General features: G+C 60.7%; 20 protein-coding genes. 16 read left to right on the top strand and 4 right to left on the bottom strand.

Going from position 1 to position 24,357, the window contains the following annotated elements; all coding sequences use genetic code 11:
• Positions 1-5 precede the first annotated feature (5 nt).
• Positions 6-1,421, top strand: a complete 1,416-nt coding sequence (locus EOE18_RS02545; RefSeq protein WP_425464278.1) for a sugar porter family MFS transporter — start codon at positions 6-8, stop codon at positions 1,419-1,421.
• A gap of 96 nt (positions 1,422-1,517) precedes the next feature.
• Here EOE18_RS02545 and EOE18_RS02540 read toward each other — a convergent pair whose 3' ends face one another.
• From EOE18_RS02540 to EOE18_RS02525, 4 genes are all read right to left on the bottom strand, one after another.
• Positions 1,518-2,570, bottom strand: a complete 1,053-nt coding sequence (locus EOE18_RS02540; protein WP_127705933.1) for a sugar phosphate isomerase/epimerase family protein — start codon at positions 2,568-2,570, stop codon at positions 1,518-1,520.
• A gap of 17 nt (positions 2,571-2,587) precedes the next feature.
• On the bottom strand, positions 2,588-3,709 hold the full coding sequence (locus tag EOE18_RS02535) for a Gfo/Idh/MocA family protein (RefSeq protein ID WP_246027226.1): 1,122 nt from the start codon (positions 3,707-3,709) through the stop codon (positions 2,588-2,590).
• A gap of 88 nt (positions 3,710-3,797) precedes the next feature.
• On the bottom strand, positions 3,798-4,763 hold the full coding sequence (locus EOE18_RS02530; protein ID WP_164852643.1) for a sugar phosphate isomerase/epimerase family protein: 966 nt from the start codon (positions 4,761-4,763) through the stop codon (positions 3,798-3,800).
• A gap of 1 nt (position 4,764) precedes the next feature.
• Entirely contained in the window at positions 4,765-5,967 is a 1,203-nt protein-coding gene (locus EOE18_RS02525; protein ID WP_281278034.1) for an MFS transporter, read from the bottom strand.
• A gap of 148 nt (positions 5,968-6,115) precedes the next feature.
• Between EOE18_RS02525 and EOE18_RS02520 the strand changes: the two genes are divergently transcribed.
• The 15 genes from EOE18_RS02520 to EOE18_RS02450 all read left to right on the top strand — a co-directional run bounded on the left by EOE18_RS02520 (position 6,116) and on the right by EOE18_RS02450 (position 24,355).
• Positions 6,116-6,679 (top strand): gluconate 2-dehydrogenase subunit 3 family protein, encoded by a 564-nt coding sequence (locus EOE18_RS02520; protein ID WP_127705927.1) that lies wholly within the window; start codon positions 6,116-6,118, stop codon positions 6,677-6,679.
• A gap of 27 nt (positions 6,680-6,706) precedes the next feature.
• Positions 6,707-8,392: a GMC oxidoreductase gene (locus EOE18_RS02515; protein WP_127705925.1), complete on the top strand. Its 1,686-nt coding sequence runs from the start codon at positions 6,707-6,709 to the stop codon at positions 8,390-8,392.
• A gap of 78 nt (positions 8,393-8,470) precedes the next feature.
• Positions 8,471-9,472 (top strand): LacI family DNA-binding transcriptional regulator, encoded by a 1,002-nt coding sequence (locus EOE18_RS02510; RefSeq protein WP_127705923.1) that lies wholly within the window; start codon positions 8,471-8,473, stop codon positions 9,470-9,472.
• Positions 9,473-9,760: 288 nt separating this feature from the next.
• The gene (locus EOE18_RS02505) at positions 9,761-12,055 is read left to right on the top strand and encodes a TonB-dependent receptor (RefSeq protein ID WP_164852642.1); all 2,295 of its coding nucleotides are present in this window, start codon (positions 9,761-9,763) and stop codon (positions 12,053-12,055) included.
• Between the two features lie 140 nt (positions 12,056-12,195).
• Positions 12,196-13,467: an MFS family transporter gene (locus tag EOE18_RS02500; protein WP_127705919.1), complete on the top strand. Its 1,272-nt coding sequence runs from the start codon at positions 12,196-12,198 to the stop codon at positions 13,465-13,467.
• Between the two features lie 133 nt (positions 13,468-13,600).
• Positions 13,601-15,289 (top strand): ABC transporter transmembrane domain-containing protein, encoded by a 1,689-nt coding sequence (locus tag EOE18_RS02495; protein ID WP_127705917.1) that lies wholly within the window; start codon positions 13,601-13,603, stop codon positions 15,287-15,289.
• Positions 15,286-16,404 carry an efflux RND transporter periplasmic adaptor subunit gene (locus EOE18_RS02490; protein ID WP_164852641.1) on the top strand — a complete coding sequence of 373 codons (1,119 nt, stop codon included), beginning with the start codon at positions 15,286-15,288 and terminating at the stop codon, positions 16,402-16,404. The genes EOE18_RS02495 and EOE18_RS02490 overlap by 4 nt, the downstream gene beginning before the upstream one ends.
• A complete protein-coding gene (locus EOE18_RS02485) occupies positions 16,401-17,801 on the top strand; it encodes a TolC family protein (RefSeq protein ID WP_164852640.1) in 1,401 nt (466 codons plus the stop codon). Before EOE18_RS02490 ends, EOE18_RS02485 begins: the two co-directional genes overlap by 4 nt.
• Positions 17,802-17,903: 102 nt before the next feature.
• The gene (locus tag EOE18_RS02480) at positions 17,904-18,215 is read left to right on the top strand and encodes an STAS domain-containing protein (RefSeq protein ID WP_127705915.1); all 312 of its coding nucleotides are present in this window, start codon (positions 17,904-17,906) and stop codon (positions 18,213-18,215) included.
• Positions 18,212-18,580, top strand: coding sequence for a response regulator (locus EOE18_RS02475; RefSeq protein WP_127705913.1), 369 nt, complete (start codon positions 18,212-18,214; stop codon positions 18,578-18,580). Before EOE18_RS02480 ends, EOE18_RS02475 begins: the two co-directional genes overlap by 4 nt.
• Positions 18,577-20,595, top strand: a complete 2,019-nt coding sequence (locus tag EOE18_RS02470; RefSeq protein WP_127705911.1) for a chemotaxis protein CheA — start codon at positions 18,577-18,579, stop codon at positions 20,593-20,595. The genes EOE18_RS02475 and EOE18_RS02470 overlap by 4 nt, the downstream gene beginning before the upstream one ends.
• Before the next feature lie 6 nt (positions 20,596-20,601).
• Positions 20,602-21,105 (top strand): chemotaxis protein CheW, encoded by a 504-nt coding sequence (locus EOE18_RS02465; protein WP_127705909.1) that lies wholly within the window; start codon positions 20,602-20,604, stop codon positions 21,103-21,105.
• 64 nt (positions 21,106-21,169) lie between these two features.
• Positions 21,170-22,990: a methyl-accepting chemotaxis protein gene (locus EOE18_RS02460; RefSeq protein WP_127705907.1), complete on the top strand. Its 1,821-nt coding sequence runs from the start codon at positions 21,170-21,172 to the stop codon at positions 22,988-22,990.
• Positions 22,990-23,481: a chemotaxis protein CheW gene (locus tag EOE18_RS02455; protein ID WP_127705905.1), complete on the top strand. Its 492-nt coding sequence runs from the start codon at positions 22,990-22,992 to the stop codon at positions 23,479-23,481. The genes EOE18_RS02460 and EOE18_RS02455 overlap by 1 nt, the downstream gene beginning before the upstream one ends.
• A gap of 1 nt (position 23,482) precedes the next feature.
• Complete coding sequence (locus EOE18_RS02450; protein ID WP_127705903.1) at positions 23,483-24,355, top strand: CheR family methyltransferase; 873 nt, start codon at positions 23,483-23,485, stop codon at positions 24,353-24,355.
• Positions 24,356-24,357 lie beyond the last annotated feature (2 nt).

Raw genomic sequence — 24,357 nt, 5'->3', positions numbered from 1 at the left:
AGCGCATGATGCAGGAAAGCGGGGAGGCCAAAGCCAATATGGGCTTTGTCGCCGCGATTGTGGCGGTGGCCACGATTGGCGGCTTTATGTTCGGCTATGATTCCGGCGTGATCAATGGCACGCAAAAGGGGCTGGAGGCCGCTTTCGACCTTGGCAAGGTGGGCATTGGCATCAATGTCGGCGCCATTCTGGTGGGCAGCTCGGTCGGTGCCTTTGGTGCGGGGCGTCTGGCGGACCGGATCGGACGGCGCGGGGTGATGAAGCTGGCCGCGCTGCTGTTTCTGGTCAGCGCTTTGCTGGCGGGCGCGGCGGGCAGTTCGGTTTTGTTCATTCTGGCGCGCATCATCGGCGGGTTGGGCGTGGGCGCGGCCAGCGTGATCTCGCCGGTCTATATTGCCGAAGTGGTGCCCGCCAGCGTGCGCGGACGCCTGTCAAGCGTGCAGCAGGTGATGATCATTTCGGGCCTGACCGGCGCTTTCCTCGTCAATTATGTGCTGGCCAATTATGCGGGTGGGTCGACGGCGGAACTGTGGGGCGGCTTCCCTGCATGGCGCTGGATGTTCTGGTTGCAGGCCATTCCGGCGGCGGTCTATTTTGTGGCCTTGCTGTTCATCCCTGAAAGCCCCCGCTATCTGGTGGCGCGCGGGGATGAGGCGGGCGCCGCCCAAGTGCTGACCCGCCTGTTTGACGCCAGCGTGGCGCAATCCATGGTGGCTGACATCCGCGCCAGTCTGGCCGCTGATCATCACCGCCCGCAATTGTCCGATCTGGTGGACAAGGCCACGGGGCGCATCCGTCCCTTGGTGTGGACGGGCATCGGTCTGGCGGTGTTCCAGCAATTGGTGGGCATCAATGTGGTGTTCTATTACGGCGCTACCTTGTGGCAGGCAGTCGGTTTTTCCGAAGCCTATGCGCTGCAAACCAATATCCTGTCGGGCGTGGTGTCGATTGCGGGCTGTCTGGCCGCGCTGATGCTGGTGGACCGCTTGGGGCGCAAGCCTTTGCTGTTGATCGGTTCGGCAGGGATGACGGTGACTTTGGGCACTGTGGCTTGGGCTTTTTCCACCGCAGTGGCGGGCGCGGATGGCGGGCTCAGCCTGCCGGGGCATAATAGCGTGATCGCGCTGTTTGCTGCCAATGCCTATGTGGTGTTTTTCAACATGAGCTGGGGCCCGATCATGTGGGTGATGCTGGGCGAGATGTTCCCCAACCAGATCCGTGGTTCGGGGCTGGCGGTGTCCGGCTTTGCGCAATGGATGGCCAATGCGGCCATTTCGGTCAGCTTCCCCGCTCTGGTGGTCTCGCCCGGTCTGGCGGTCACCTATGGCGGCTATACGCTGGCGGCGGCGGCCTCTTTCTTCTTTGTGCGGGCCAAGGTGCGTGAAACCAATGGCGTGGCGCTGGAGGATATGCAGGGCTGAAACGGCCTGCATAAAGGCATGAAAAAGGGCGGAAGGGGAATGCTCCCTTCCGCCCTTTCTTTTGCGCCCGCCTCCTTGCGAAAGGGGCGCGAGGGATCAGAAGCCCATGATGCGCTTGTTGAGATCGCGATCCGAACCGGAATCGGCGAAGTCGTCGAAGGCATGTTCGGTGACGCGGATGATATTCTTGGCGATGAAGGGCGCGCCTTCTGCCGCGCCCTGTTCGGGATGCTTGAGCGCGCATTCCCATTCCAGCACGGCCCAACCGGCAAAGTCATACTGCGCCATCTTGGAAAAGATCTGCCCGAAATCGACCTGACCATCGCCAAGGCTGCGGAAGCGGCCCGGACGGTTCACCCAGCTCTGATATCCGCCATAGACGCCGCTGCGGCCCGAGGGACGGAATTCGGCATCCTTCACATGGAAGCATTTGATGCGTTCGTGGTAAATGTCGATGAATTGCAGATAATCCAGACATTGCAGCACGAAATGGCTGGGGTCATACAGGATATTGGCGCGCGGGTGGTTGTTCACGCGTTCGAGGAACATCTCAAACGTCACGCCGTCATGCAGGTCTTCGCCGGGGTGGATTTCAAAGCCGATATCCACGCCGTTTTCGTCAAACACGTCAAGGATCGGCTTCCAGCGGCGGGCCAATTCGTCAAATGCATCTTCCACCAGACCTGCAGGACGCTGCGGCCAGGGATAGACATAGGGCCATGCCAAAGCGCCGGGGAAGGATGCATGGGTGGTCAGGCCCAAACGCTGCGAAGCCTTGGCGGCCAGCTTCATCTGTTCCACCGCCCAAGCCTGACGCGCCACCGGATTGCCCCGCACTTCGGGCGCGGCAAAGCCGTCAAACTGCGCGTCATAGGCCGGATGCACGGCGACCAGCTGCCCCTGAAGATGGGTGCTGAGTTCCGTGATCTCCAGCCCCTTGTCGGCCAGCATGCCCTTTACGTCGTCGCAATAGGTCTGGCTTTCGGCAGCCTTGGCCAGATCGAACAGGCGTGCGTCCCAGCTGGGGATTTGCAGACCTTTATAGCCCAGCCCTGCCATATAATCGGCAATCGCGGGCAAAGAGTTGAACGGCGCGGCATCGCCTGCAAACTGGGCGAGGAAAATGCCGGGGCCTTTGATGGTTTTCATGGAAATAATCCTTGGGTTTAAACCGTGAAATCGACCCAGCCAGCGCCAGCAGCAGAAGCCGCCACCGCCGTTTCGATCAGGGCCATGCCGCGCAAACCGTCCTCGATACCGGGGACCAGCGCGCCTTCCTCGCCGCGCAACATGCGGGCAAAGTCACGGTAGAGATTGGCAAAAGCCTCCAGATAGCCTTCGGGGTGGCCGCCTGGCGTGCGGCTTGCCCATTGCGCGTCGCTGCCCAGCGCGGGATCGCCCGCCTGCACCAATTCGCTGCGGCCATCATCATGGAAAATCCAGAGCTGGTTCGGCTCTTCCTGACGCCAGCGCAGGGCGGCCTTTTCACCATAGATGCGGATCGACAGGCCATTGCGCTCGCCCACCGCAATCTGGCTGGCCAGCAGGCTGCCGCGTGCGCCATTGTCGAAACGCAGGAACATCTGGCAATCATCATCCACCGCGCGGCCTTCGACCACCGTGCCCAGATCGGCCAGCAAACGCGTGACACGCAGGCCGGTGATGAATTCGGCCAGATGGAAGGCATGCACGCCAATATCGGCAATGCAGCCGCCTACGCCCGAACGCGATGGGTCGCCGCGCCATTCGGCCTGCTTGCCGGTATCGGGTTTGGACAGCCAGCCCTGCGGATATTCCACCGTCACCTTGCGGATCGTGCCCAAGGCGCCAGCGGCAATACGGGCGCGGGCTTCGCGGACCAGCGGATAGCCCGAATAGGTGTAGGTGAGGGCAAAGGGCTTGCCCGCTTTTTCGATGATGGCGGCCAGTTCATGCGCCTGCGCCAGCGTGGTCGTCGCGGGCTTGTCGCAGATGACGGCAATGCCAGCCTCCAGCGCGGCTTTCGCTGCGGGCAGATGCATGTGGTTGGGCGTGGTAATCGCCACAAAATCAATGCCATCCTCTCGCGCAGCCTCGCTGGCCAGCATGGTGGCAATGTCGGGATAGGCGCGGGCCGGATCGATGCGATAGGTCTCGCCCGCGATCTTCGACTTTTCCGCGCTGCTGGAAAAGGCACCCGCCACCAGTTCAATTTCGCGGTCCAGTTCCGCCGCGATACGGTGGACAGGCCCGATAAACGAGCCAGGGCCGCCACCAATAAGGCCCATGCGTAAACGTCGCGCTACCATTGCACTTTCCTGTCTTTCAGTCAGTCTGGCCTTTTCGCCCCAAAAAGACAGGGGGCAGCGCAAGGCTACCCCCTGCCAGTCAGGGTGTTCAGGCTACGAAGCGGCTGAGGAAGTCGAAGGACTTCTTCACCGCGGTGAAGCGGTCGCTCGCGAAGGGCGGCTCTTGCTCCACAAAATAATTGGTCACGCCCGATGCCGCGCAGGCGGGCAGGATGCGGTGCCAGTCCAGCTTGCCCGAACCCACTTCGGTCGGGTCCTGCTGCAAGGTGTAATTGGTCTTGGTGGTGGGCTTCACATCCTTCAGGTGCACCATGCGGATACGGCCCTTGAGCTTGGCAATTTCGGTTGCCGCGTCATGGCCCGCCGCCGTGGTCCAGCCCAGATCGAGTTCAAGGAACACCAGCTTGGGGTCAAGTTCCTTGGTCAGCACTTCCCAACCGGTGGTGCCGCCCTGCGGTTTGAACTCCATATTGTGGTTGTGATAGCCAAGGTCGATGCCATGCGGCTTCAAGGCTGCCGCGCGTTCGTTAAGCACGCCGCCCAGACGCTTCCACATGTCCAGACCGCCCGCTTCGACGCCCGCGATCAGCGCGGGGCGCATGTCGGCAGGGTTGCTGGGCGGGGTCCAGTTGTCGGGCAGCAACGGCATGGGCAGCACGGCCTGATGAATGCCCAGCGTGCCCAGCGCATCGGCGATTTCCTGCGGGCTGCTCATCAGCGTCAACGAGCCAGGCGGCACGCGTGCGGGCAGCGTCATATGCATGCTGGTGTAACGCAGGCCAGCCTTGTCGGCAGCGGCGCGCAAGGCCTTGGGATCCATGCCATAGAAACCGGGCAATTCGATCTCGCGATAGCCGATGGCGGCCAATTTCGCCAAAGTGCCGTCCAGATCCTTGGTGGCGGCATCGCCCAAAGTGTAAAGTTGAAGCCCGATCGGCTTGTTCAGCTTTGCAAAAAACGGCTTGCGCGGGGCGGCGATGGCAGGGGCGGCGGCGGCAAAGCCCAGCGCGCCCATGCCGGCCAGCAGGCCACGGCGGTTAAGGTTGATCGACATTTTATGCATCCTCCAAGGTCCCGGCCGGTGCGGCCGTGGGTGGGTTAAAGGCGAAGGCAAGCACCAGCGCGCCCAGAGCGGCCAGACCTGCGGGCACGAGGAACAGGGTGGAATAATCCACCTTGCCATCGGCACCGGTCAGGCGGGCGATCAGATTGGGGAACACATAGCTGGCAACCATATTGCCCACGCCCAAGATCAGCAGGTTGAACAGGCCCTGCGCGCTGGAGCGGACATCTTTCGGGAAGGCTTCATCCACGAAGATGTACACGGTGGCAAAGAAGAAGGCGTAGCAAATGCCATGCAGCAGCTGCACCGCGATGATGGCCGGAACGCTATCGGCCAGAAAGGCAAAGGCAAGGAAACGGGCGGCATGGCCCAGAATGCCCACGATCATCGTCTTGCGCCAGCCCAGCTTGCCCAGCACCACGCCCAGCACCAGCATGGTCAGCACTTCGGCAATCTGGCCCAGGCTGAGCACCACCATCGACAGGTTGCCCGCAATGCCCACGCGATTGGTGAGGAAAGCGTCGGCCATCACGAAATAGCCGTTATGCACCACCGAATCGAGGAAGGTGACAAAGAACAGCACTGCCACGAAAGGCTTCTTCAGCAAGCCCAGCGCACGGCGCCATGCCAGCGAATCAAGCCCTTCGCCGCCCTTTTTCGGAGGCGTGTGGGGCAGGGTGAGCGAGAAGACAGCCAGAGCAAACGAGATGCCCGCCGAAACGAGGAAGATCGACCTTACCTGTTCCACGCCGGAATGTTCGGACAGGATGAAAACGAAGGGCCAGCTGGCCATCACCCAGCCTACCGTGCCGCCCGAACGGACCTGGCCGAAGTCCTTGCCATTGGGCAGATTGGCAAAAGCGACCGTGTTGGTGACCGACAGAGTGGGCACGTACACAAGGCTATAGGCCAGATAAAAGGCGAAAAAGGCAGGGAAGCTGGTGGAGTAAGCTGCGCCCAGCAGGCAGATTGAACCGATTACATGGCTGACCGCAAGAAAGCGCTCGGCAGCGAAGTGACGGTCTGCGAACTGATTCGAAAAGAAGATGCCCACCACCGAGGCGATGCCCCAGCAGGAACCCACCAAAGCCTGCTGTCCGGCGGTAAAGCCCAGCATGGACATATAGGGGAACAATTTGGGCGCCCAGGCCCCCCAAATGGCCAATTGTAGAGCCATCATGATGAAAAGGCTCAATTTTCGTGTTTGTGTTGACAAGGTCTGATCCTCTACCCCATATTTTCACCGAGGTTGCCAGAGAAGAATGGCTCTGGTCAAGCCAACATTCTTATTCCTATCCTCCACAAAACAATCGACCACACACAATTGGGAAGAGGCGGTCAAAATGAAGATGATCGAGATGGATCGTCGGCGCATGCTGGAAAGCGTGGCGGCGTTGATCGGGGCGGCTGCGCTTCCGCTGGATGCCATGGCCGCGGCGGCCAAGGCTCCGGCTAAAGGAAAGCCCGCTTTGGATGCGCCGACCATGGCGCTGGTTTCGGCGGTGGCTGATACTCTGGTGCCGCGCACCGATACGCCCGGCGCATTGCAGGTGGGCGTGCCTGCGCGCTTTGCCGGCCTGCTGCAAAACTGGGCCAATGCCGAGCATAAGGCGCAGTTCCTTGCCGCCTTGGCCGCGATTGATACGGCCGCAAAAACCGAGGCAGGCAAGCCGTTTACGCTGTTGCCCGCTAGCCAGCGCGAGGCTTTCCTGCGCACCTATGACAAGGCCCATCTCAAGGTGGATGCGGCCTATACCAAGCTCAAGGATCTGCTGGTGATGCTGTATTATTTCAGCGAGCCGGGTGCCACGGTGGAACTGCGTTACGAACATGTACCCGGTGCATGGGAAGCCTCGATTCCCCTGACGCCGCAGACCCGCGCTTGGGCCGGTGCCAACGTCGGATAAGCAAGAAAAGTTTTTGGGAGAGAAGCCATGTTTGACGCCATTGTAATCGGTTCCGGCATGAGCGGCGGTATCGCTGCCAAGGAACTGTGCGAGCGCGGCTTGAAGACGCTGGTGCTGGAACGCGGTCGCAAGATCGAGCACGGCGCGGATTACAACGACTGGATGCAGCCTTGGGAATTGCCCACGGCGGGCCAAGTGCCTGAAGATGTGCTGGAAAAGGACTATCCGATCCAGCGTCAGTGCTATGCGGTCAACACCGCCACCCAGCAATATTGGGTGAAGGACAGCCAGCACCCCTATGAAACGCCCGAAGGCAAGCCCTTCTCGTGGATCCGCGGCTATCATCTGGGTGGCCGCTCGATCATGTGGGGCCGCCAGACCTATCGCCTTTCGGAAATGGACCTCAGCTCCAACGCGCGCGACGGCCATGGTATCGACTGGCCGATCCGTTACAACGATCTGGCGCCGTGGTATGACAAGGTGGAAACCTTTATCGGCGTGTCCGGCGCCAATGAAGGTCTGCCGCAATTGCCCGATGGCAAGTTCCTGCCCGTCATGCCGATGACCGATGGTGAAAAGCTGTTCAAGGCTGCGGTGGAAAAGAACTTCCCCGATCGCAAGGTCATTCAGGGCCGTTGCGCCCATTTGACCGAGCCGCAGCCCCATCATATCGAGCTGGGCCGCAACCCCTGCCAATATCGTTCGCTGTGCGAGCGTGGTTGCAGCTTCGGCGCCTATCACTCCAGCCTGTCGTCTTCGCTGCCCGCCGCGCAGCGTACCGGCAATATGACGCTGGTGACCGATGCGATCGTGCATTCGATCGTGACCGATCCCAAGACGGGCAAGGCTACGGGTGTCCGTATCATCGACCGCCTGACCAAGCAGGCCCGCACTTACGAGGCCAAGGTGATCTTCCTTTGCGCCTCCACCATTGGCAGCGCGCAGGTGCTGCTCAATTCACGCAATGATGCCAATCCGCGCGGGCTGGCCAATTCCTCGGATCAGGTGGGCCGCAATTTGATGGACCACGTTTATGGTCCGACCGTGATGGGCGTGATGGATGGTCCCGACACCTATCATCGTGGCCGTCGCCCCAACGGTCTTTACATTCCGCGTTATCGCAATGTGGAAAGCCAGAACGAGAGCTATCTGCGCGGCTATGGTTTCCAGGGTGGCGTGATGCGTCAGGGCTGGCGCGGCGTGGCCGGTTCCGAACCGGGCGTCGGCAAGGAATTGAAAGAGCGTACCCGTCACCCCGGTCCTTGGGTGGCACGCCTTTCGGGCTTTGGCGAAATGCTGCCCAATCCGGAAAACCGCGTGACGCTGCATGCCAGCAAGGTTGACGAATGGGGTATTCCCCAGCTGCACATCCATTGCGAACATGGCGAGAATGACAAGGCGCTGGGCCGCGTGATGTTGGAAGATGCCAAGGCGATGCTGAAGGCTGCCGGTGCGACCATCACCTATGAAACCGGTCGTCTGCATCCTCCGGGTCTTGGCATCCATGAAATGGGCACGGCACGCATGGGCGCCGATCCCAAGACTTCGGTTTTGAACAAATATAATCAGGCGCATGACGTGCCCAACCTGTTCATCACCGACGGCGCAGCCATGGTTTCGAGCGGATGTCAAAATCCTTCGCTGACCTATATGGCCATGTCGGCGCGAGCAGCCTATCATGCCAGCGAATTCCTGAAGGCTGGCACCATCTAAAGCCAGCCCGCGAGGGGGAATCTGTGGGGCTCCGGCGGGCATGTGCCTGCCGGAGTGGCATGATGGGAGTGGGTTGCTTTGGTTACCATCCGCGATATTGCGCGGCAGGCGGGCGTGTCTGTTGCTACCGTGTCTCGTACCCTGTCCGAACCGGATGCGGTGCGCGCCGAGACGCGGGCGCGGGTGCAGGAAGCCGTGGCGGCGATGAATTACACGCCCAATGCCATCGCCCGCCAATTGCGGCGCCAGCGTAAGGAAACGATCATTGTGATCGTGCCTGATATCTCGAACCCTTTCTTCAGCGGCATTGTAAAGGGGATCGAGAATCTGGCCCATGACATGGGCTATCGCGTCTTGCTGGGTGAAACACAGGGCAAGCAGGAGCGTCTGGATTATTACGCGGATCTGGTGTTGACGCGGATTGCCGACGGCCTGATCCTGCTGGGATCGCTGTTGCCGACCATGGTGCAGGCCAGTGTGGCGGCGGGGCAGGCGCCTTCCATTCCTCTGGTGCTGGCCTGTGAACGTTTCGACGGGTTGCAATGCCCGACGGTGGGAATCGACAATGTCGCTGCCGCCCGCATGGCAGTGATGCATTTGGTGCAGCGTGGCTGTAGCAAGATTGCCACAATCACCGGCCCTGCCGACAATTCGCTCAGCCTTGATCGTGCGCAGGGCTATCGGGAGGTTTTGGCCGCTGCTGGTTTGCCGATTGATGGCGCAATGATGGGTGAGGGGGACTTTACCATCGAATCGGGCTTTGCTGCGATGAATCTGTTGCTGGACAAGGGTTTGGGTGTTGATGGCGTGTTTTGCGCCAATGACGAAATGGCGATTGGCGCGCAGCAGGCGGTGCTCTCGCGCGGGCTTCGTGTGCCGCAGGATGTGGCGGTGATCGGCTTTGACGACATCCGCTTTGGCGCCTTTGCCTATCCGCCTTTGTCCACTATCCGCCAACCGGTGGGCGATTTGGGCGAAGCGGCCATGCGGGCGCTGGACGAGGTGTTGCATAAAAAGCCCACCGAGCAGCAAAGCGTCATTTTGCCGCATGAATTGGTGGTCAGAGGGTCCACTGCCTAGGGTTAGCGCTATTGCATGGTGCAGGTCATGCTGTTATGCCAACCAACATCAGACAGCGCCGAGATAGAGCGCAGGGGTTTCGGGATTGAAGGGGGCTTGAGGTCGTCACGTCGTGTGGCATTTATTTTTCGGCAGTTCTGTAATCGGTCACATCGGCTCGCCAAGGTTTGAGCGACTGGCGCAAGTGGGCTGCTAAAGAAGGTTTCCTGATATCCCCAAAGAGGGTCGTTCTGCGTGGCATGGCTGCGCAGAATGGAAGAATTTGTGTGTTTTGGAGAGGAGTACACTATGCTGAAGAAATCCGTTTTGGGCGGAGCCTCGCTGCTGGCCGTTCTGGCCGCTGCACCGGCCTTGGCGCAGGAATCGCGCGTTGATGCCAACGGCGACATTATCGTTACCGCCACCCGCTTTGAAACTCTGGCGTCCAAGACCCCGATTGCCCTGACTGCCGTTTCGGGCGACGCTCTGCGCACCGCCGGCATCACCAACCCCACCAACCTGGGTGACCAGGTTCCCAGCGTGATGATCAACCGTAACAACGGTCTGCAGATCACCATCCGCGGCGTGACCAGCGCGGACGGCACCGAAAAGGGCGATCCCTCGGCCGCTTTCATGGGCGATGGCGTTTATATCGCCCGCCAGCAGGCTCAGGAAGTTTCCTTCTACGACATCAGCCGCGTCGAAGTGCTGCGTGGTCCGCAGGGCACGCTTTACGGCCGCAACACCACCGCTGGCGCTGTGAACGTCATCACCAACCGCCCCGATCTGACCAAGCTGTCGGGTTCGGTGGACGCCGCCTATGGTAACTACAACAACACCCAGATGACCGCCGTGTTGAACGCACCCGTGCGCGACAATCTGGGTGTGCGTCTGGCGGTCAACTGGGACCACCGTGACAGCTTCCTGCGCGCTGGCAACAACCTCAATGGTTTGAACCTGTCGCCGTTCAAGGACAACCTGTCGGCCCGTTTCACCACCTTGCTGAAGTTTGACCATGGTGATCTGGTCCTGCGCGCTGACTATGCCCAGATGAAGGGTATCAGCAGCAACGCGCTGCCCACCAGCAACTTCTACTCGGGCTATACCACCACCACGGTGAACCCTGTTTACACCGCCGATGGCAAGAGCAACGCCCAGCTGCTGACGCTGAACGCGCCCACCGCTGATGGCCTGCCCAACATCGGTCTGGCCAATGGTCTGCACCGCAACAATGCCACCTATGGTGGTATGGCCGAATTCAAGTATGACCTTGGCCCTGTGACCCTGAACTATGTCGGTTCCTATCGTGAGTTCCGCCGTAACGAAGGCAATTACAGCTATTATGGTCCGGTGAACGCCACCAACATCGGTGGTCTGGCCCCCAACATGTTCAATGGCTGGTACTGGCAGAACAGCCAGGAACTGCGCCTGTCGACCAATGGTGACGGTCCGGTCCGCGCTCAGGCTGGCCTGTATTACTTCAAGGAACGCGCTGACATCCAGCTGTTCATCTACAACCGCACCAATGGCGCCACGGGCCTGCGCTTCCAGCCCGGCCAGCTGGGCTATGTCTTCGGTTTCCCCCAGCACTATGTGATGTCGGATTCCAAGGCCGCGTTTGGTCAGCTGACCTATAACCCGATGCCCCAGCTGCGCTTCACCGCCGGTGCGCGTTACACCGCCGACCAAAAGGCACGTAACGGCGCGACCGTCACCTGCGCCGTGGACACCAACTGCGCCACCGCCGGTGACGTGCAAACCCCCAACCGCGCCAACCGTCAGTACAAGAAGGCCACGTGGAAGGTCGGTTTCGACTATGACGTGAACCCTGCCACGCTGCTGTTCGGCACCGTGTCGACCGGTTACAAGGCTGGTGGTTTCAACGATGGTTGCGAAGTGGGCACCTACACGGGCTGCACCCTGTCGGCCAGCACGCTGTATTATCAGCCGGAAACCCTGACCGCCTTTGAAATGGGCGTGAAGACCCGCCTGATGGAAAACCGCCTGCGTCTGAACGCGTCGATCTTCCACTATAATTACAACAACCTGCAGCTGACCCAGGTCGGTCCGTTCTGCGCTGGCGGCACGCAGTGCACCCAGACCACCAACGCCGCTTCGGCCAAGGTGGACGGTATCGAAACCGAAGCCACCTTCATGGCCAGCAAGGCTGACAAGCTGGACCTGTCGGTCAACTATCTGAACGCGCGCTATGGTGAGTTCTATCCGAATGCTGCCGCCTATCCGACCCTGAACTGGAAGGGCGTGAAGCTCGACCGTTCGCCGTCGCTGACCATCATGGGTGGTTACAGCCACACCTTCGCCCTGAACAATGGCGGTGAAGTGGTGGCCGCGGTGCGCAGCAAGTATTCCAGCAGCTACACGCTGATGGCGCTGTCGATCATCGGTCGTTTCGCCCAGCCTTCCTATACCCAGACCGAAGCGACCCTGACCTACACGGCTCCTGAAAAGAAGTATTTCGTGCAGGCCTATGTCAAGAATCTGGAAAACAAGCTGCTGGTGACGGCTGCTGGCGCTGGCGTTAACGGCACGCTGCAGGTCTCTGACCCGCGCATGTATGGCGTGCGCGCTGGCATCAAGTTCTAATACGGACCCTGCCGGGCGGGGCTAATCACCCGCCCTCTTTTAGAGGCCCGCCGGTATTATTCCGGCGGGCCTTTTTTATGCGCTGGACCTTGGGGGGCTGTCTCTGCCATCCTTGGTTCTGGCGTTGATGCGGGGGTGTTATGGGTGGCAAGGACAAAGGCAGCGTGGGGGCGATTATCGCGGCCTCCAGCGGCAATCTGGTCGAATGGTTTGATTTCTATATCTATGCCTTCTGCTCGCTCTATTTTGCGCCCGCTTTTTTCCCCAAAGCCGATGCCACGGGCCAATTGCTCAATACGGCAGGGCTGTTTGCGGTTGGCTTTCTGATGCGCCCGATCGGGGGCTGGGCCTTTGGCCGACTGGCCGACCGGCGCGGGCGTCGGTTTTCCTTGCTGGTCTCGGTTTTGTTGATGTGCGCAGGCTCGCTGGCGATCGCCGTGATGCCCACCTATGCCAGCATCGGCCTATGGGCGCCGGCCTTGTTGCTGCTGGCGCGACTGGTGCAGGGTTTTGCGCTGGGCGGCGAATATGGCACTGCGGCGACCTATATGAGCGAGGTGGCAAGCGAGGGACGGCGCGGTTTCCTGTCCTCTTTCCAATATGTCACGCTGGTGGGTGGGCAATTGCTGGCCTCGCTGGTGGTGGTGGTGATGCAGGCCGGTCTGGGCGAGGCTTCGCTCAAGGCCTGGGGCTGGCGCATTCCCTTTGCGTTGGGCGCGGCAGGGGCAATGGTGGCTTTGGCGGCGCGGCGGCGCTTGCCCGAAAGCGCCGAACATGGGCAGGATGTGCAGGAGGCGGGCAAACTGTCAGCTTTGTTGCGCGAACATCCGCGAGCCTTCTTCTCGGTGGTGGGCTTTACGGCGGGTGGCTCGCTGATCTTTTACACTTTCACCACCTATATGCAGAAATTCCTCGTCAACAGTGCGGGCATGCCGATAGCCACGGCCAGTCAGGTGATGACGGTCTGTCTCTTCCTCTTCATGCTGATGCAACCGGTGATGGGCGCCTTGTCCGACCGGATCGGGCGGCGGGCCAATATGCTGATCTTCAGCGGCGGGGGCGCTTTGCTGGTGGTGCCCTTGGTGACTTTGCTGCGCGGCACGGCAAGCCCTTGGGTCGCAGGCGCCTTGATCAGCCTCGCGCTGCTTCTGGTCAGTTTTTACACATCGGTGGCTGGCATCATCAAGGCGGAGCTCTTTCCTTCAGAGGTGCGGGCCTTGGGCGTGGGCTTTGCCTATGCGCTGGCCAATGCCATTTTCGGGGGCAGCGCGGAATATGTCGCGCTCTGGGCCAAGACTCAGGGTCAGGAAGGGGCCTTTTACTGGTATGTCACGGCGATGATGGTTGTGGTGTTCTGGGTCAGCTGGAATTTGCCGCGCCGCGCGCCTTACTTGGGGAAAAGTGAGTCCTAAAGGGCAGGTTTTGTTTCCACTTCCTTGCAGATAGGTTCTCAACCTGTCTCCTCTGTTACATTTTGTGACCGCCTCTTGCGCTAAAATCTCGCCCGCCTAATTCTTGTGCAGTTGCGAAAGGGAGTGCTGTTGCATGGCAAAACAGAATGTGGGTTTAAGGACCGTGGCGGGCTGGTGGGCCCGTGTATTGGGTCCCGATGGCCCCTATCTGCGCATGGCGCTGATGTATGGTGCGGCCATTTCGCTGCTGTCTCTGGCCACGCCCATCTCGGTGCAATTGCTGGTCAATGCCGTGGCCAATATCGCGCTGCCCGCTCCCTTGTTCACGCTTTCGGCCATCCTATTTGGCCTGTTGCTGCTGGCAGGCCTGCTCAGCGCGCTGCGGGTCCATGTCATGGCCCTGTTCGAGCGGCGCTTCTTTGCGCGTATGGTGGCCGAGATTACCCTGCGCGCGGTCCATGCGCGCAATCCCTTCTTTCACGACCGCCGTAACGGAGACCTGTTCAACCGCTTCTTTGACCTTGCCACGGTGCAAAAGGCGCTGACCAGCCTGCTCATCGGCGGCTTTGCCATTGTGTTGCAAAGCGCGGTGGGGCTGGTGGTGACCAGTTTTTACCACCCTTTCTTCCTTGCCTTTAACGCGGTGTTGCTGGCGATCATCCTGATCATCTGGCGCATCTGGTCGCATGGGGCGATGCGCACGGCCATTGCCAAAAGCCATTCCAAACATGCCGCCGCCCATTGGCTGGCCAGCGTGGGCGGTTCCAACGGTTTCTACAAATCCAGTCGCCACATGCATTATGCTATGGACCAGTCCGAGGCTTTGACCGCCGATTACGTGGCCAAGCATAGCGCGCATTTCCGCTATACTTTCAGCCAGACCCTGTGCCTGCTGCTGCTTTACGCGCTGGCCAGCGCCGGTCTGCTGACCTTGGGTGGTATGCTGATCATCGCAGGGGAATTGTCGATCGGGCAATTGGTGGCCGCCGAACTGATCCTGTCGGGCGTGTTTTACGGCATTGCGCAATTGGGCAATTATCTGGAGATTTTCTACGATCTGGTGGGCGGTCTGGAAGAATTGTCGCTGTTCTGGGACGTGCCGCAGGAAGCTCCACCTGCACTGGATGCGCCCGCTTTGCCCCATGGCGCGATCGAGTTTCGCGCAGTCGAACATGGCGGGCACAAGTTTGACTTCAAACTGGCGCCGGGTGAACAGGTGGCCATTCTGGCCGCTGCCGGTGTCGAGCGCAGCCTGTCGGTGCTGCTCAAACGTCTGGAAGTGCCCGGTCGCGGCATGATCAGCATCGGCGGCATCGATCTGGGCACCTTTGACATGGTGCGCCTGCGTTCAGATGTGGTGGTGCTGGATCGGCCCACGATTGTGGAATTGTCGGTCCGCCAATATCTGGCCTTGGCCAGCGGTGACCGGCATGAAGACATGCTGGCCGCGCTGGAACTGGTCGGGCTTGGCGCGCGGGTGGGGCAATTGCCCGAAGGTTTGGACACGATGCTGTCCAACCTTGGCTGGCCCTTGGCGGTGGGGGAGACCATGGCGCTGAAACTGGCCGGAGCCTTGCTGGCGCGGCCCAAGGTGCTGTTGCTCTCGCCGCTTTATGACCTGTTGCCGCCCTTGCGTTTGCAGCAGGTGCTGGAACAATTCCGTCAATCGGGCACCACGGTTCTGCAATTTACCGGCAGGCCCGAAGGCTTGGCGCCCGATAGTTGGCTGTGGCTGGGCAGCCAGAGCCAGCAGCGGGGCCGCGATCTGGATGACATCCGCCAATTTGCCAAGGATAGTTTTGTGACACAGGTGTCGGCATGAGCATGCGTGCGATGCAGATGGAGCGGTTCAGCACGCTGGCCCAGATGAAGCCGCCGCGCGTGATGCGGGCGGTGGCATGGATGGTGGGCATCGCCATTCCCGCCTCTGTGGTGTTCCTGTTGACGGTACCATGGGTGCAAACCGCGCCGGGCACGGGGCAGGTGACCGCGCTGGACCCGCATGACCGCGTGCAGCAGATCACCGCGCTGGTGCCGGGTCGGGTGGAACAATGGTATGTCACCGATGGCCAGTCGGTGAAGGAAGGCGATCCCATCGCCCGCGTGATGGACAATGATCCCGATGTGCTGAGCCGTCTGGCCGCCGAAAGGGCGCAGGTGAAGGCGCAGATTGATGCGGCCAGTCAGGCGATGGCGGTGGCCAAGCTGGATGTGGACCGTTCGCGCATGATGTTTGCCGAAGGTCTGGCCGCGCGGCGCGATTATGAAAATGCGCAGATCAAAGTGGCCGAAATGGGCGCCAAACTGGCCGAGGCCAAAGCCAAGCTGAACCGCGCCGATATTGCGCTTAACCGACAGTCCGCGCAGGTGGTGCGCGCGCCGCGCAGTGGGCGCATTCAGGCGTTGAACACGGCGGCGGGTGCGTCTTTGGTCAGCGCGGGGGACTGGCTGGCCACTCTGGCGCCGGAACATAGCAAGCAGGTGGTGGAATTGCAGGTCGATGGCCGCGATGTGGCCATGGTGCGCAAGGGGCAGCATGTCCGGCTCAATTTCGAAGGCTGGCCCGCGATCCAGTTCAGCGGTTGGCCCTCGGTGGCGCAGGGCATGTTTGACGGGCAGGTGCGCTCGATTGACCCTTCGGCGCTGGATAGCGGCCTGTTCCGCGTGTTGGTGGAGCCTTTGCCCGGTGGGCGGGCATGGCCGGACAATAATTTCGTGCGGCTTGGTTCCAAGGTGCGCGGTTGGATCCAGATGGAGACGGTCAGCGTGGGCTATGAATTGTGGCGCCAGTTGAACGACTTCCCGCTGGAATTCCCCACCCCGCAAAACACCGGCCCGCGCAAGGGTGCTGGCAAGGGGCTGGCCGACAAGGGCGGCAAGGAGGCCAAAAGCAAGGACAAGGCCAAGGGCGGCGATTATGGCGAGGAAGGCAAATGATGCGCTGGATGATCGGCGCGGGCCTGCTGGCGATCTCGTCGGTGGTGCAGGCGCAGGAACTGACTCTCAAGGAAGTGCTGACGTCCTCCGCCTCCTATGCGCCGCAAATTCTGGAGGCAGTCGCGCGGCAGAAACAGGCTGATGCGCGGATGTTGTCGACGCAGGGCCTGTTTGATCTGGTGTTTGATGGCGATACCCAATGGAAGCCGATGGGCTATTACAATGGCGCCACGTTGGAAGCCAAGGCCTCGCGGCCGATGGCCAATAATGGCGGCAATGTCTATGCGGGCTATCGCCTGTCTATGGGGCCCTTTCCCAGCTATGATGGCAAATCCATCACCAACCAGCTGGGCGAGGTGAAGGTCGGCGCGGTCTTCTCGCTGTTGCGTGACCGGTTGATCGATGACCGGCGCGGGCGGGTGCAGATTGCTGGGCTGGACACCGATCTGGCCGAACTGGAACGGGATATGGTGGCGGTGGGCGTGCAGCGCCGCGCGATCGATGCCTATCAGCAATGGGTGGCCGCAGGGCGGCGGTTGAAAATCTACCGCGACCTGTTGGCGCTGGCTAGCGAGCGGCAGGCCTCGATTGAAAAGCAGGTGGCCGCTGGCGCGCGTCAGGCGATGCTGGCAGTGGAAAACCGGCAGAATATCGTGCGCCGCCAATCCTTGCTGGTGCGCGCCGAGCAGGATCTGGCGCTGCAGGCCAATGCCCTGTCGCTGTTCCTGCGCAATGCCGAGGGCGAGCCTGTCGTTCCCACCGCCGATCGCCTGCCCGACAGCCTGCCCAAATTGCAAAGCCGCGCCACGTTGGACGAGGCACAGGCGATTGCCGACCGGCCGGATGTGCAAATGCTGGTAACGCGTCTGGCGCAGGCCAGTTTGCGCGGGGCCATGGCGCAGAATGAATTGCGGCCAAGGCTGGACCTACGGGTCGAAGCCTCCAAGGACATCGGCGAGGGTGGCTATATGGGCTATGTCCGCCGCCCTGCCGAAGCGATTATCGGGCTGCGCTTTACTGTCCCGCTGGAGCAGCGTCAGGCCAAGGGCAAGCTGGCAGAAGTGGCCGCCGAAACCGATGCTTTGGTGCAGCGCCGCCGTTTGCTGGAGCAGCAATTGGGGGTGGAGATTGCCAATCTGAAAACGCAGGTGACCGGTTCGGACAAATTGGCGCAACTGGCCGCCGATGAAGCCGCCCTGTCGGCCCGCATGGCCGAGGCCGAAAGGCGGCGTTTCAGTCTGGGCGCCAGTGACTTTCTGCTGGTAAATCTGCGGGAAGAGGCCGCAGCGGATGCCAGATTGCGCCAAGTTGATGCTGACTATCGTCAATCTTCTGCCAAAGCTGAGCTGGCGGCTACTTTGGTGGATCGCAGTCAATTAGGGTTAGAATCCCAGTAACGCGGTCTAATCAAAGCTGCCTAGGGACAAGCGCGAGGGGGGCTGTGTAACCCCCCCTTGAGGCGGAATGGGCTATTCCCGAAAAGAATTCGGGAGAGCTTGATGAGCACTACAGTTCCCTTTGGCGAAATTGCCACCGTTCAGACCATTGCCGCGACCCATGCCAGCCTGACCGGGGCGATGGAAGGCCATGCCAGCGTGGCGCTGGATCTGGCGGGCGTAAAAGACGCCGACCTGTCTCTCCTGCAATTGGTGGAAGTGGCCCGCGCCTATGCTCTGCGCGAACACAAGGCCATCCGCCTGACCGCACCAGCCAATGCGGTGGTGACCGCCTTGCTCAAACGGGCGGGCATGCTCACCAAACTCACCCCCGAAACCATTGATTTCTGGTTCCACGGAGAACAACCGGCATGAGCGCCTCTATCCTTACAGTCGATGATTCCAGCAGCGTGCGCGTCGCCACCCGCATCGCGCTCACCGGCGCGGGCTATAGCGTGACCGAGGCGGTGGATGGTATGGATGGGTTGAACAAGGCCCGCGCAGCCAAGTTTGACATGATCCTGACCGATCTGAACATGCCCAATATGGACGGGCTGTCGATGATCCGCGAGATCCGCAAGCTGGGCAATCAGGCCGGAACGCCGATCATTTTCCTGACCACCGAGTCGGATGATGCGATGAAACAGGCGGCCAAGGCGGCGGGGGCGACCGGATGGTTGGTTAAACCCTTTGTGCCCGACCAATTGTTGAAAATCGCGCGCAAGGTGTTGGGCCGGTGAGCGGCGATGATCCCATTGCCGCCTTCAGGGTGGAAGCTGGCGATCTGCTGGAAGGTCTGGAGCAGGCGCTGCTGGACCTGAGCCATCAACTCGACAATCGCGGCTTGATCGACGCGGTGTTTCGCGGGCTGCATACGCTCAAAGGTTCGGGCGCGATGTTCGGCTTTGACGCTTTGGCCACATTCACCCACCATTGCGAAAGCGCCTTTGACCGCGTGCGCAAAGGGCTGACGCCAGCCACGCCCGAATTGGTGTCGGTGATCCTTTCGGCCATGGACCATATGCGCGCCTTGGTTGAAGGTGACGGCGCAGGGCTGGAGGCCACGGGCGATGCCATTCTGGAGCGACTGCATGCGGCGATGGGCGATGCGCCGGTTGCGGCGGCGACTGTGGCCGTGGCGGTTGTGGCAGCGGCGGATGGAGCGGTTGTCGCAGATAGCGCCAAGGCACAGGGCTGGAAGCTGTTCTTTCGCCTGCCCCCCGGCGCGATGGCCAATGGCACCAATCCGCTGATCCTGCTGGATGAATTGCGCGATCTGGGCGAGGCGCAAGTGGTGGCGGTCTTGGATGATCTGCCCAATCTGCCCGATTTGGTGCCCACTGACTGTATGATCGGTTGGCAGGTTGAATTGCGGGGCGATATCAGCCGCGAGGATATCGAGGATGTGTTCATCTTTGTGATGGACGACATGGAATTGCGCCTCGAACCTTTGGAATGCACCGAGGAAGCGCCGGTTATTGCCCAGACCCAGGCCGTGCCCGATCAACCGGTTACGGTGGCTACCAATGATGCTGCGGCCACGGCGAAAAACGCCACCCCGCGCAACAGCGAGAGCGTGCGCGTGCCCGCCGAGCGCTTGGACATTTTGATGGACCGCGTGGGCGAATTGGTGATCGTGCAAAGCCGCCTGTCGCAATTGGCCAATAGCGGGGTGGAAGGCGCAGCGGGCGAATTGGCCCTGCGTTCCATTTCCGAAGAGATCGAGCGACTGGCCAGTGAATTGCGCGACACGATGATGGTGTTGCGCATGGTGCCGGTGGCCAGCCTGTTCAACCGTTTCCGCCGATTGGTGCATGACCTGTCCCGCGAAACGGGCAAGACCATCGAATTGGTGACCGAGGGCGAAAGCACCGAGGTGGACAAGACGGTGACCGAGCAATTGGCCGATCCCATCGTCCATCTGATCCGCAATTCCTGCGACCACGGGCTTGAAACGGCCGAAGAGCGTTTGCAGGTGGGCAAGCCTGCGGCAGGTCAGGTCAAGCTGTCTGCCCAGCATGCGGGTGGCGAGGTGTTGATCACCATCAGCGATGACGGGCGCGGCATTGATCGCACGCGGGTGCGGGCCAAGGCGGAGGCCAATGGATTGATCCAGCCTGGTCAGGTGATGACCGACTATGAGCTGTTGCAGCTGATTTTCCATCCCGGCTTTTCCACCGCGGCCCAGATTACCAATCTGTCGGGGCGTGGCGTGGGCATGGACGTGGTCAAGCGCACCATCGAAGGCCTGCGCGGCAGCATCGATGTGGCCAGCGAGCAGGGCAAGGGCTCGACCATCACTTTGCGCATTCCGCTGACCTTGGCGATTATCGAGGGGCTGTTGGTGCGTGTGGGCGATGGGCGTTATGTCATCCCTCTGGCGGCGGTGGAGGAATGTATCGAGCTGCCGGTTTCGGAAGACCTGCGGATGCGTGGGCGTTCCATGATCCAGTTGCGCGACGCTTTGGTGCCTTTCCTGCGCCTGCGCGAAGTGTTCAACACCGGCACCGAGCCGGACCAGTTCCAGAAGATCGTGGTTATCTCCACCGGCGGCGAACGCGTTGGTCTGGTGGTCGACCAGATCATCGGCAGCCACCAGACGGTGATCAAATCCATGTCCAGCCTGCACCGCGAGATCGGCAGTTTCTCCGGCGCTACGATCCTTGGCGATGGCGGGGTGGCGCTCATTCTGGACGTTATGCATCTGGTGGCCTTTGGCCAACAGCGGGAAGCGCGTTTGCGCGCGGTAGGGTGACTGACCATGGCCGAAAGCAACAAGCCGCAATGGAACGAGGATGGCCAGCTGGAAGTGCTGACCTTTGATGTGGGCGAGGAAAGACTGGCGGTCGAAGCGGTGATGATCCGCGAAATCCTTGATCTCTTGCCCGAAACCAAAGTGCCCGGCGCGCCCGATCTGGTGGGCAGCATCGTCAATTTCCGTGGCAAGATCATCCCGATCGCCGATTTGCGCGTGGCCTTTGGCATGGCGATTGAACCATCCACACCCGACAGCCGCATTGTGGTGATCGAAACCGAGCTGGATGGGGAACAGACCCATATCGGTCTGCGCACGGACAAGGTGCATGAGGTTGCCCTGCTCAACCAGCGCGATGCCGCCGATACGCCTGCGGTCGGGCTGCGCTGGCGGCGCGATTATGCGCGCGGGTTGGTGCGTCGCCCTGACGGGGTGATCGTGCTGCCCGATTTACCCCAAATCTTCCAGTCCGCCCAGCGCGGAGGGGACAGAATGGGCCTAGCTTACTGATCAACACAATCTTTCGGGTCAATGAAGGAAGAACGGCGCCAGAAGGCGGAAGGGGATTTGGAACATGCGTGCCACAATAAAGGCCAAACTTGCCGGAGCATTTGCAGCCGTGCTGCTGATTACCGCCACCTTGGGGTTATTCGGCATAAAGCAGATGGGGCAGATCAATGGCCGTTCAACCGAAATCACCACCAATTGGATGCCCAGTATCGACAGCGTTCATCGCCTCAATACGGGGACATCGGATTTGCGTGTGTTGCAGTTCCAGCATGTGGTTTCGACCGATGCCGAGGAAATGCGCAAGGTTGACGGGTTGATCAATGCCACCCTTCGCGAGTTGGGCGCACAGCGGGCGCGCTATGAAAAACTTATATCGTCCGATGAAGAGCGGCAGGTCTATAATCGCTTTTCGGAAAAGTTTTCGCGATATCAAGAGGTTTCCGAGCGGTTTCTTGCCCTCTCTCGACAGAACAAGAATGCCGAAGCAAGCGCTATGCTGATTGGCAGTGCGGCTCTGTATGATGATTATTCCAATGATCTGATGGAGTTGGTCAAAATCAATGTGAAAGGTGGCGACAAGGCCAGTGACGAGGCGCAGCAAACCTATTCTGATGCCAGCACGCTGTTTATTGGTTTGACGGTACTGGCAGTTGTTGTCGGCATCGCTGCCGCCATCTGGATTTCGCTCACGATTTCTAGCGGGTTGAAGCGTATTGCTGATGCCATGAATTATGTGGCCATCGGCGATCTGGATCAGGAGGTGCGCGTCAACAGCGACGATGAAATCCGCGATCTGGTCGATACGGTCAACATGATGACCGCCAATCTGCGCAAGACGGCGCAAGCCGCCGATCGCATTGCCGAGGGCGATCTCACCATTGATTTCAAGGCTCTGTCCGATCGCGATACTTTGGGCAGCGCGCTGGTTGCGATGATCGAACGCTTGCGCAATGTGGTGTCGGACACTTCGGTGGCATCGGAAAGCGTTTCCTCGGGCAGCCAGCAGCTTTCGGCCAGTTCCGAACAGCTTTCGCAAGGGGCCACCGAACAGGCGGCAGCGGCGGAAGAAGCCTCGGCCTCGATGGAGCAGATGGCCGCCAATATCAAACAAAACGCCGACAATGCCGCCCAGACCGAAAAGATCGCCCGTCAATCCTCGCGCGATGCCGAGGCCTCGGGTCAGGTGGTGAACACCGCCGTGCAGGCGATGCGTACCATTGCCGATAAAATCTCCATCGTGCAGGAAATCGCCCGCCAGACCGACCTCTTGGCGCTGAACGCCGCGGTGGAAGCGGCGCGCGCCGGTGAACATGGTAAGGGTTTTGCCGTGGTGGCCAGCGAAGTGCGCAAGCTGGCCGAACGCAGCCAGGCAGCGGCGGCGGAAATCGGTGCGGTGTCCTCCGAAACGGTGAAGGCCGCGACCGAGGCTGGCGATATGCTGACCAAGCTGGTGCCTGATATCCGCCGCACAGCCGAACTGATTTCGGAAATCAGCGCGGCCTGTCGCGAACAGGATATTGGCGCGGCGCAGATCAACGAGGCGATCCAGCAGCTCGACAAGGTGACGCAGCAGAATGCGGGCGCTTCGGAGGAAATCTCCTCCACCAGTGAGGAATTGGCCGCACAGGCCGAGGAATTGCAGGCTAGCATCGCCTATTTCCGCGTCGACAACAATGCCCGCGCCGCTCGCCTTGCCCGCGCCGCCGCGCAACTGGCGCCGGTCCAGCGTGCCGCAGCCCCCGCGCCCAAAGCCAAGGCCAAGCCGCTGAAGAAGGCCAAGCCCAATTCCGTGGCTGACCAGCAAAACCGCCTCAAAGGCTTTGCGCTGGATCTGACCAGTGGCGGGGCGGATGAGGATGACTCCGACTTCGGGCGGGCTGCCTGATGAGCGGCGCGGCGGATATGCAGGTCGTTACTTTCGGCCTTGGGGATGAGGTCTTTGCCGTGCCGGTGGGGCTGGTGCGGGAAATCCTCGACTATCAGGCACCTTCAAAAGTGCCGGGCGGTCCGCCGCATTTTCTGGGGCTGACCGATGTGCGCGGGCAGGGGGTTCCCACCGTGGACTTCCGCTTGCGGTTGGGGCTGGACGCGGCCGAACCGACCTTGGCCACGCGCATCATCATTCTGGATGTGCCTTTGCCCGATCGCAGACTGGCGCTGGGCGTGGTGATCGATCGCGTGCTGGCGGTCAGCGCCTTTGACCGTTCGCGGATCGAGGCCGCGCCCGACATTGGCATTGGCTGGCGTTCCGATTTCATCGCCGGCGTGTTGCGTGAAGAAGGACAATTCGTGTTGATCCTGGATGTAGGCCGCATCTTTGGCTGTGACGAGGCGGTGCATCTGCCGTTCCATGCCTCCATGGGTGTGGAGGGGTAAGATGGCTGCCAAGGCGCAGGCCCTTGCCAAGATTGCGGTGACAGCCCCCAGCACGGATGGGCTGAGTCCGCGCAATTTCAAGCAGCTATCGGCCTTTATCTATGACCGCACCGGCATCCGCATGCCGCCTTCCAAACAGACCATGCTGGAAGGCCGTTTACGGCGGCGCGCAAGGGCATTGGATGCCGAAACGTTGAACGAATATTGCGCCATGGTTTTGCAAGGCGAGGTGGATGACAGCGAGTTGGTGCATCTGATTAATGCGGTAACTACCAACAAGACCGACTTCTTCCGCGAGCCGCGCCATTTCGACTATTTGCGCAACACTTTGCTGCCTGCCTATCAGGCCGCGGGTCGCCGCTCGATCTCTGCATGGAGCGCGGCTTGTTCGATTGGCGCGGAACCCTATACGCTGGCCATGGTGCTGGACGATTATGCGCAGGCGCATGGCGGGCCTGATTACGCCATTCTGGCCACGGATCTGGACACCAATGTGTTGGCGACGGCGATAAGGGGCATTTATTCCGAAGAGATGCTGGAGCCAGTGCCAGCGCTGTTGCGCCAGCGCTATGTGATGCAGGCCAATGACCGGCGGCGGGGCGAGGGTCGCATCGTGCCCGAGCTGCGCTCGCGCATCGGCTTTGCCCAGTTGAACCTGATGGACAGCCATTATCCGATCGGCAAACCGGTGGACATGATCTTTTGCCGCAATGTGCTGATCTATTTCGACAAGCCCACCCAGCAAAAGGTTGTCTCCCGCCTCTGCGACAATCTTGTGAGTGGTGGTTATCTGTTTCTTGGTCATTCGGAGTCTATCACAGGGCTTGATCTGCCGCTCACCCCTGCCTCCAACACCGTGTTCAAAAGGAAATAGGC

The organism is Novosphingobium umbonatum, from assembly GCF_004005905.1.
Lineage (GTDB): Bacteria > Pseudomonadota > Alphaproteobacteria > Sphingomonadales > Sphingomonadaceae > Novosphingobium > Novosphingobium umbonatum.
The sequence above is the reverse complement of the archived record's forward strand: the minus strand, read 5'-3'. Positions and strand labels throughout refer to the sequence as shown.

Excerpts from the sequence above, each read along its gene's own strand:
- EOE18_RS02540 (WP_127705933.1), bottom strand. The coding sequence starts at position 2,570 with ATGAAAACCATCAAAGGCCCCGGCATTTTCCTCGCCCAGTTTGCAGGC.
- EOE18_RS02500 (WP_127705919.1), top strand. The coding sequence starts at position 12,196 with ATGGGTGGCAAGGACAAAGGCAGCGTGGGGGCGATTATCGCGGCCTCC.
- EOE18_RS02505 (WP_164852642.1), top strand. The coding sequence starts at position 9,761 with ATGCTGAAGAAATCCGTTTTGGGCGGAGCCTCGCTGCTGGCCGTTCTG.
- EOE18_RS02455 (WP_127705905.1), top strand. The coding sequence starts at position 22,990 with ATGAGCGGCGCGGCGGATATGCAGGTCGTTACTTTCGGCCTTGGGGAT.
- EOE18_RS02490 (WP_164852641.1), top strand. The coding sequence starts at position 15,286 with ATGAGCATGCGTGCGATGCAGATGGAGCGGTTCAGCACGCTGGCCCAG.
- EOE18_RS02450 (WP_127705903.1), top strand. The coding sequence starts at position 23,483 with ATGGCTGCCAAGGCGCAGGCCCTTGCCAAGATTGCGGTGACAGCCCCC.
- EOE18_RS02515 (WP_127705925.1), top strand. The coding sequence starts at position 6,707 with ATGTTTGACGCCATTGTAATCGGTTCCGGCATGAGCGGCGGTATCGCT.
- EOE18_RS02530 (WP_164852643.1), bottom strand. The coding sequence starts at position 4,763 with ATGTCGATCAACCTTAACCGCCGTGGCCTGCTGGCCGGCATGGGCGCG.
- EOE18_RS02545 (WP_425464278.1), top strand. The coding sequence starts at position 6 with ATGATGCAGGAAAGCGGGGAGGCCAAAGCCAATATGGGCTTTGTCGCC.
- EOE18_RS02475 (WP_127705913.1), top strand. The coding sequence starts at position 18,212 with ATGAGCGCCTCTATCCTTACAGTCGATGATTCCAGCAGCGTGCGCGTC.
- EOE18_RS02535 (WP_246027226.1), bottom strand. The coding sequence starts at position 3,709 with ATGGTAGCGCGACGTTTACGCATGGGCCTTATTGGTGGCGGCCCTGGC.
- EOE18_RS02495 (WP_127705917.1), top strand. The coding sequence starts at position 13,601 with ATGGCAAAACAGAATGTGGGTTTAAGGACCGTGGCGGGCTGGTGGGCC.
- EOE18_RS02485 (WP_164852640.1), top strand. The coding sequence starts at position 16,401 with ATGATGCGCTGGATGATCGGCGCGGGCCTGCTGGCGATCTCGTCGGTG.
- EOE18_RS02465 (WP_127705909.1), top strand. The coding sequence starts at position 20,602 with ATGGCCGAAAGCAACAAGCCGCAATGGAACGAGGATGGCCAGCTGGAA.
- EOE18_RS02480 (WP_127705915.1), top strand. The coding sequence starts at position 17,904 with ATGAGCACTACAGTTCCCTTTGGCGAAATTGCCACCGTTCAGACCATT.
- EOE18_RS02460 (WP_127705907.1), top strand. The coding sequence starts at position 21,170 with ATGCGTGCCACAATAAAGGCCAAACTTGCCGGAGCATTTGCAGCCGTG.
- EOE18_RS02520 (WP_127705927.1), top strand. The coding sequence starts at position 6,116 with ATGAAGATGATCGAGATGGATCGTCGGCGCATGCTGGAAAGCGTGGCG.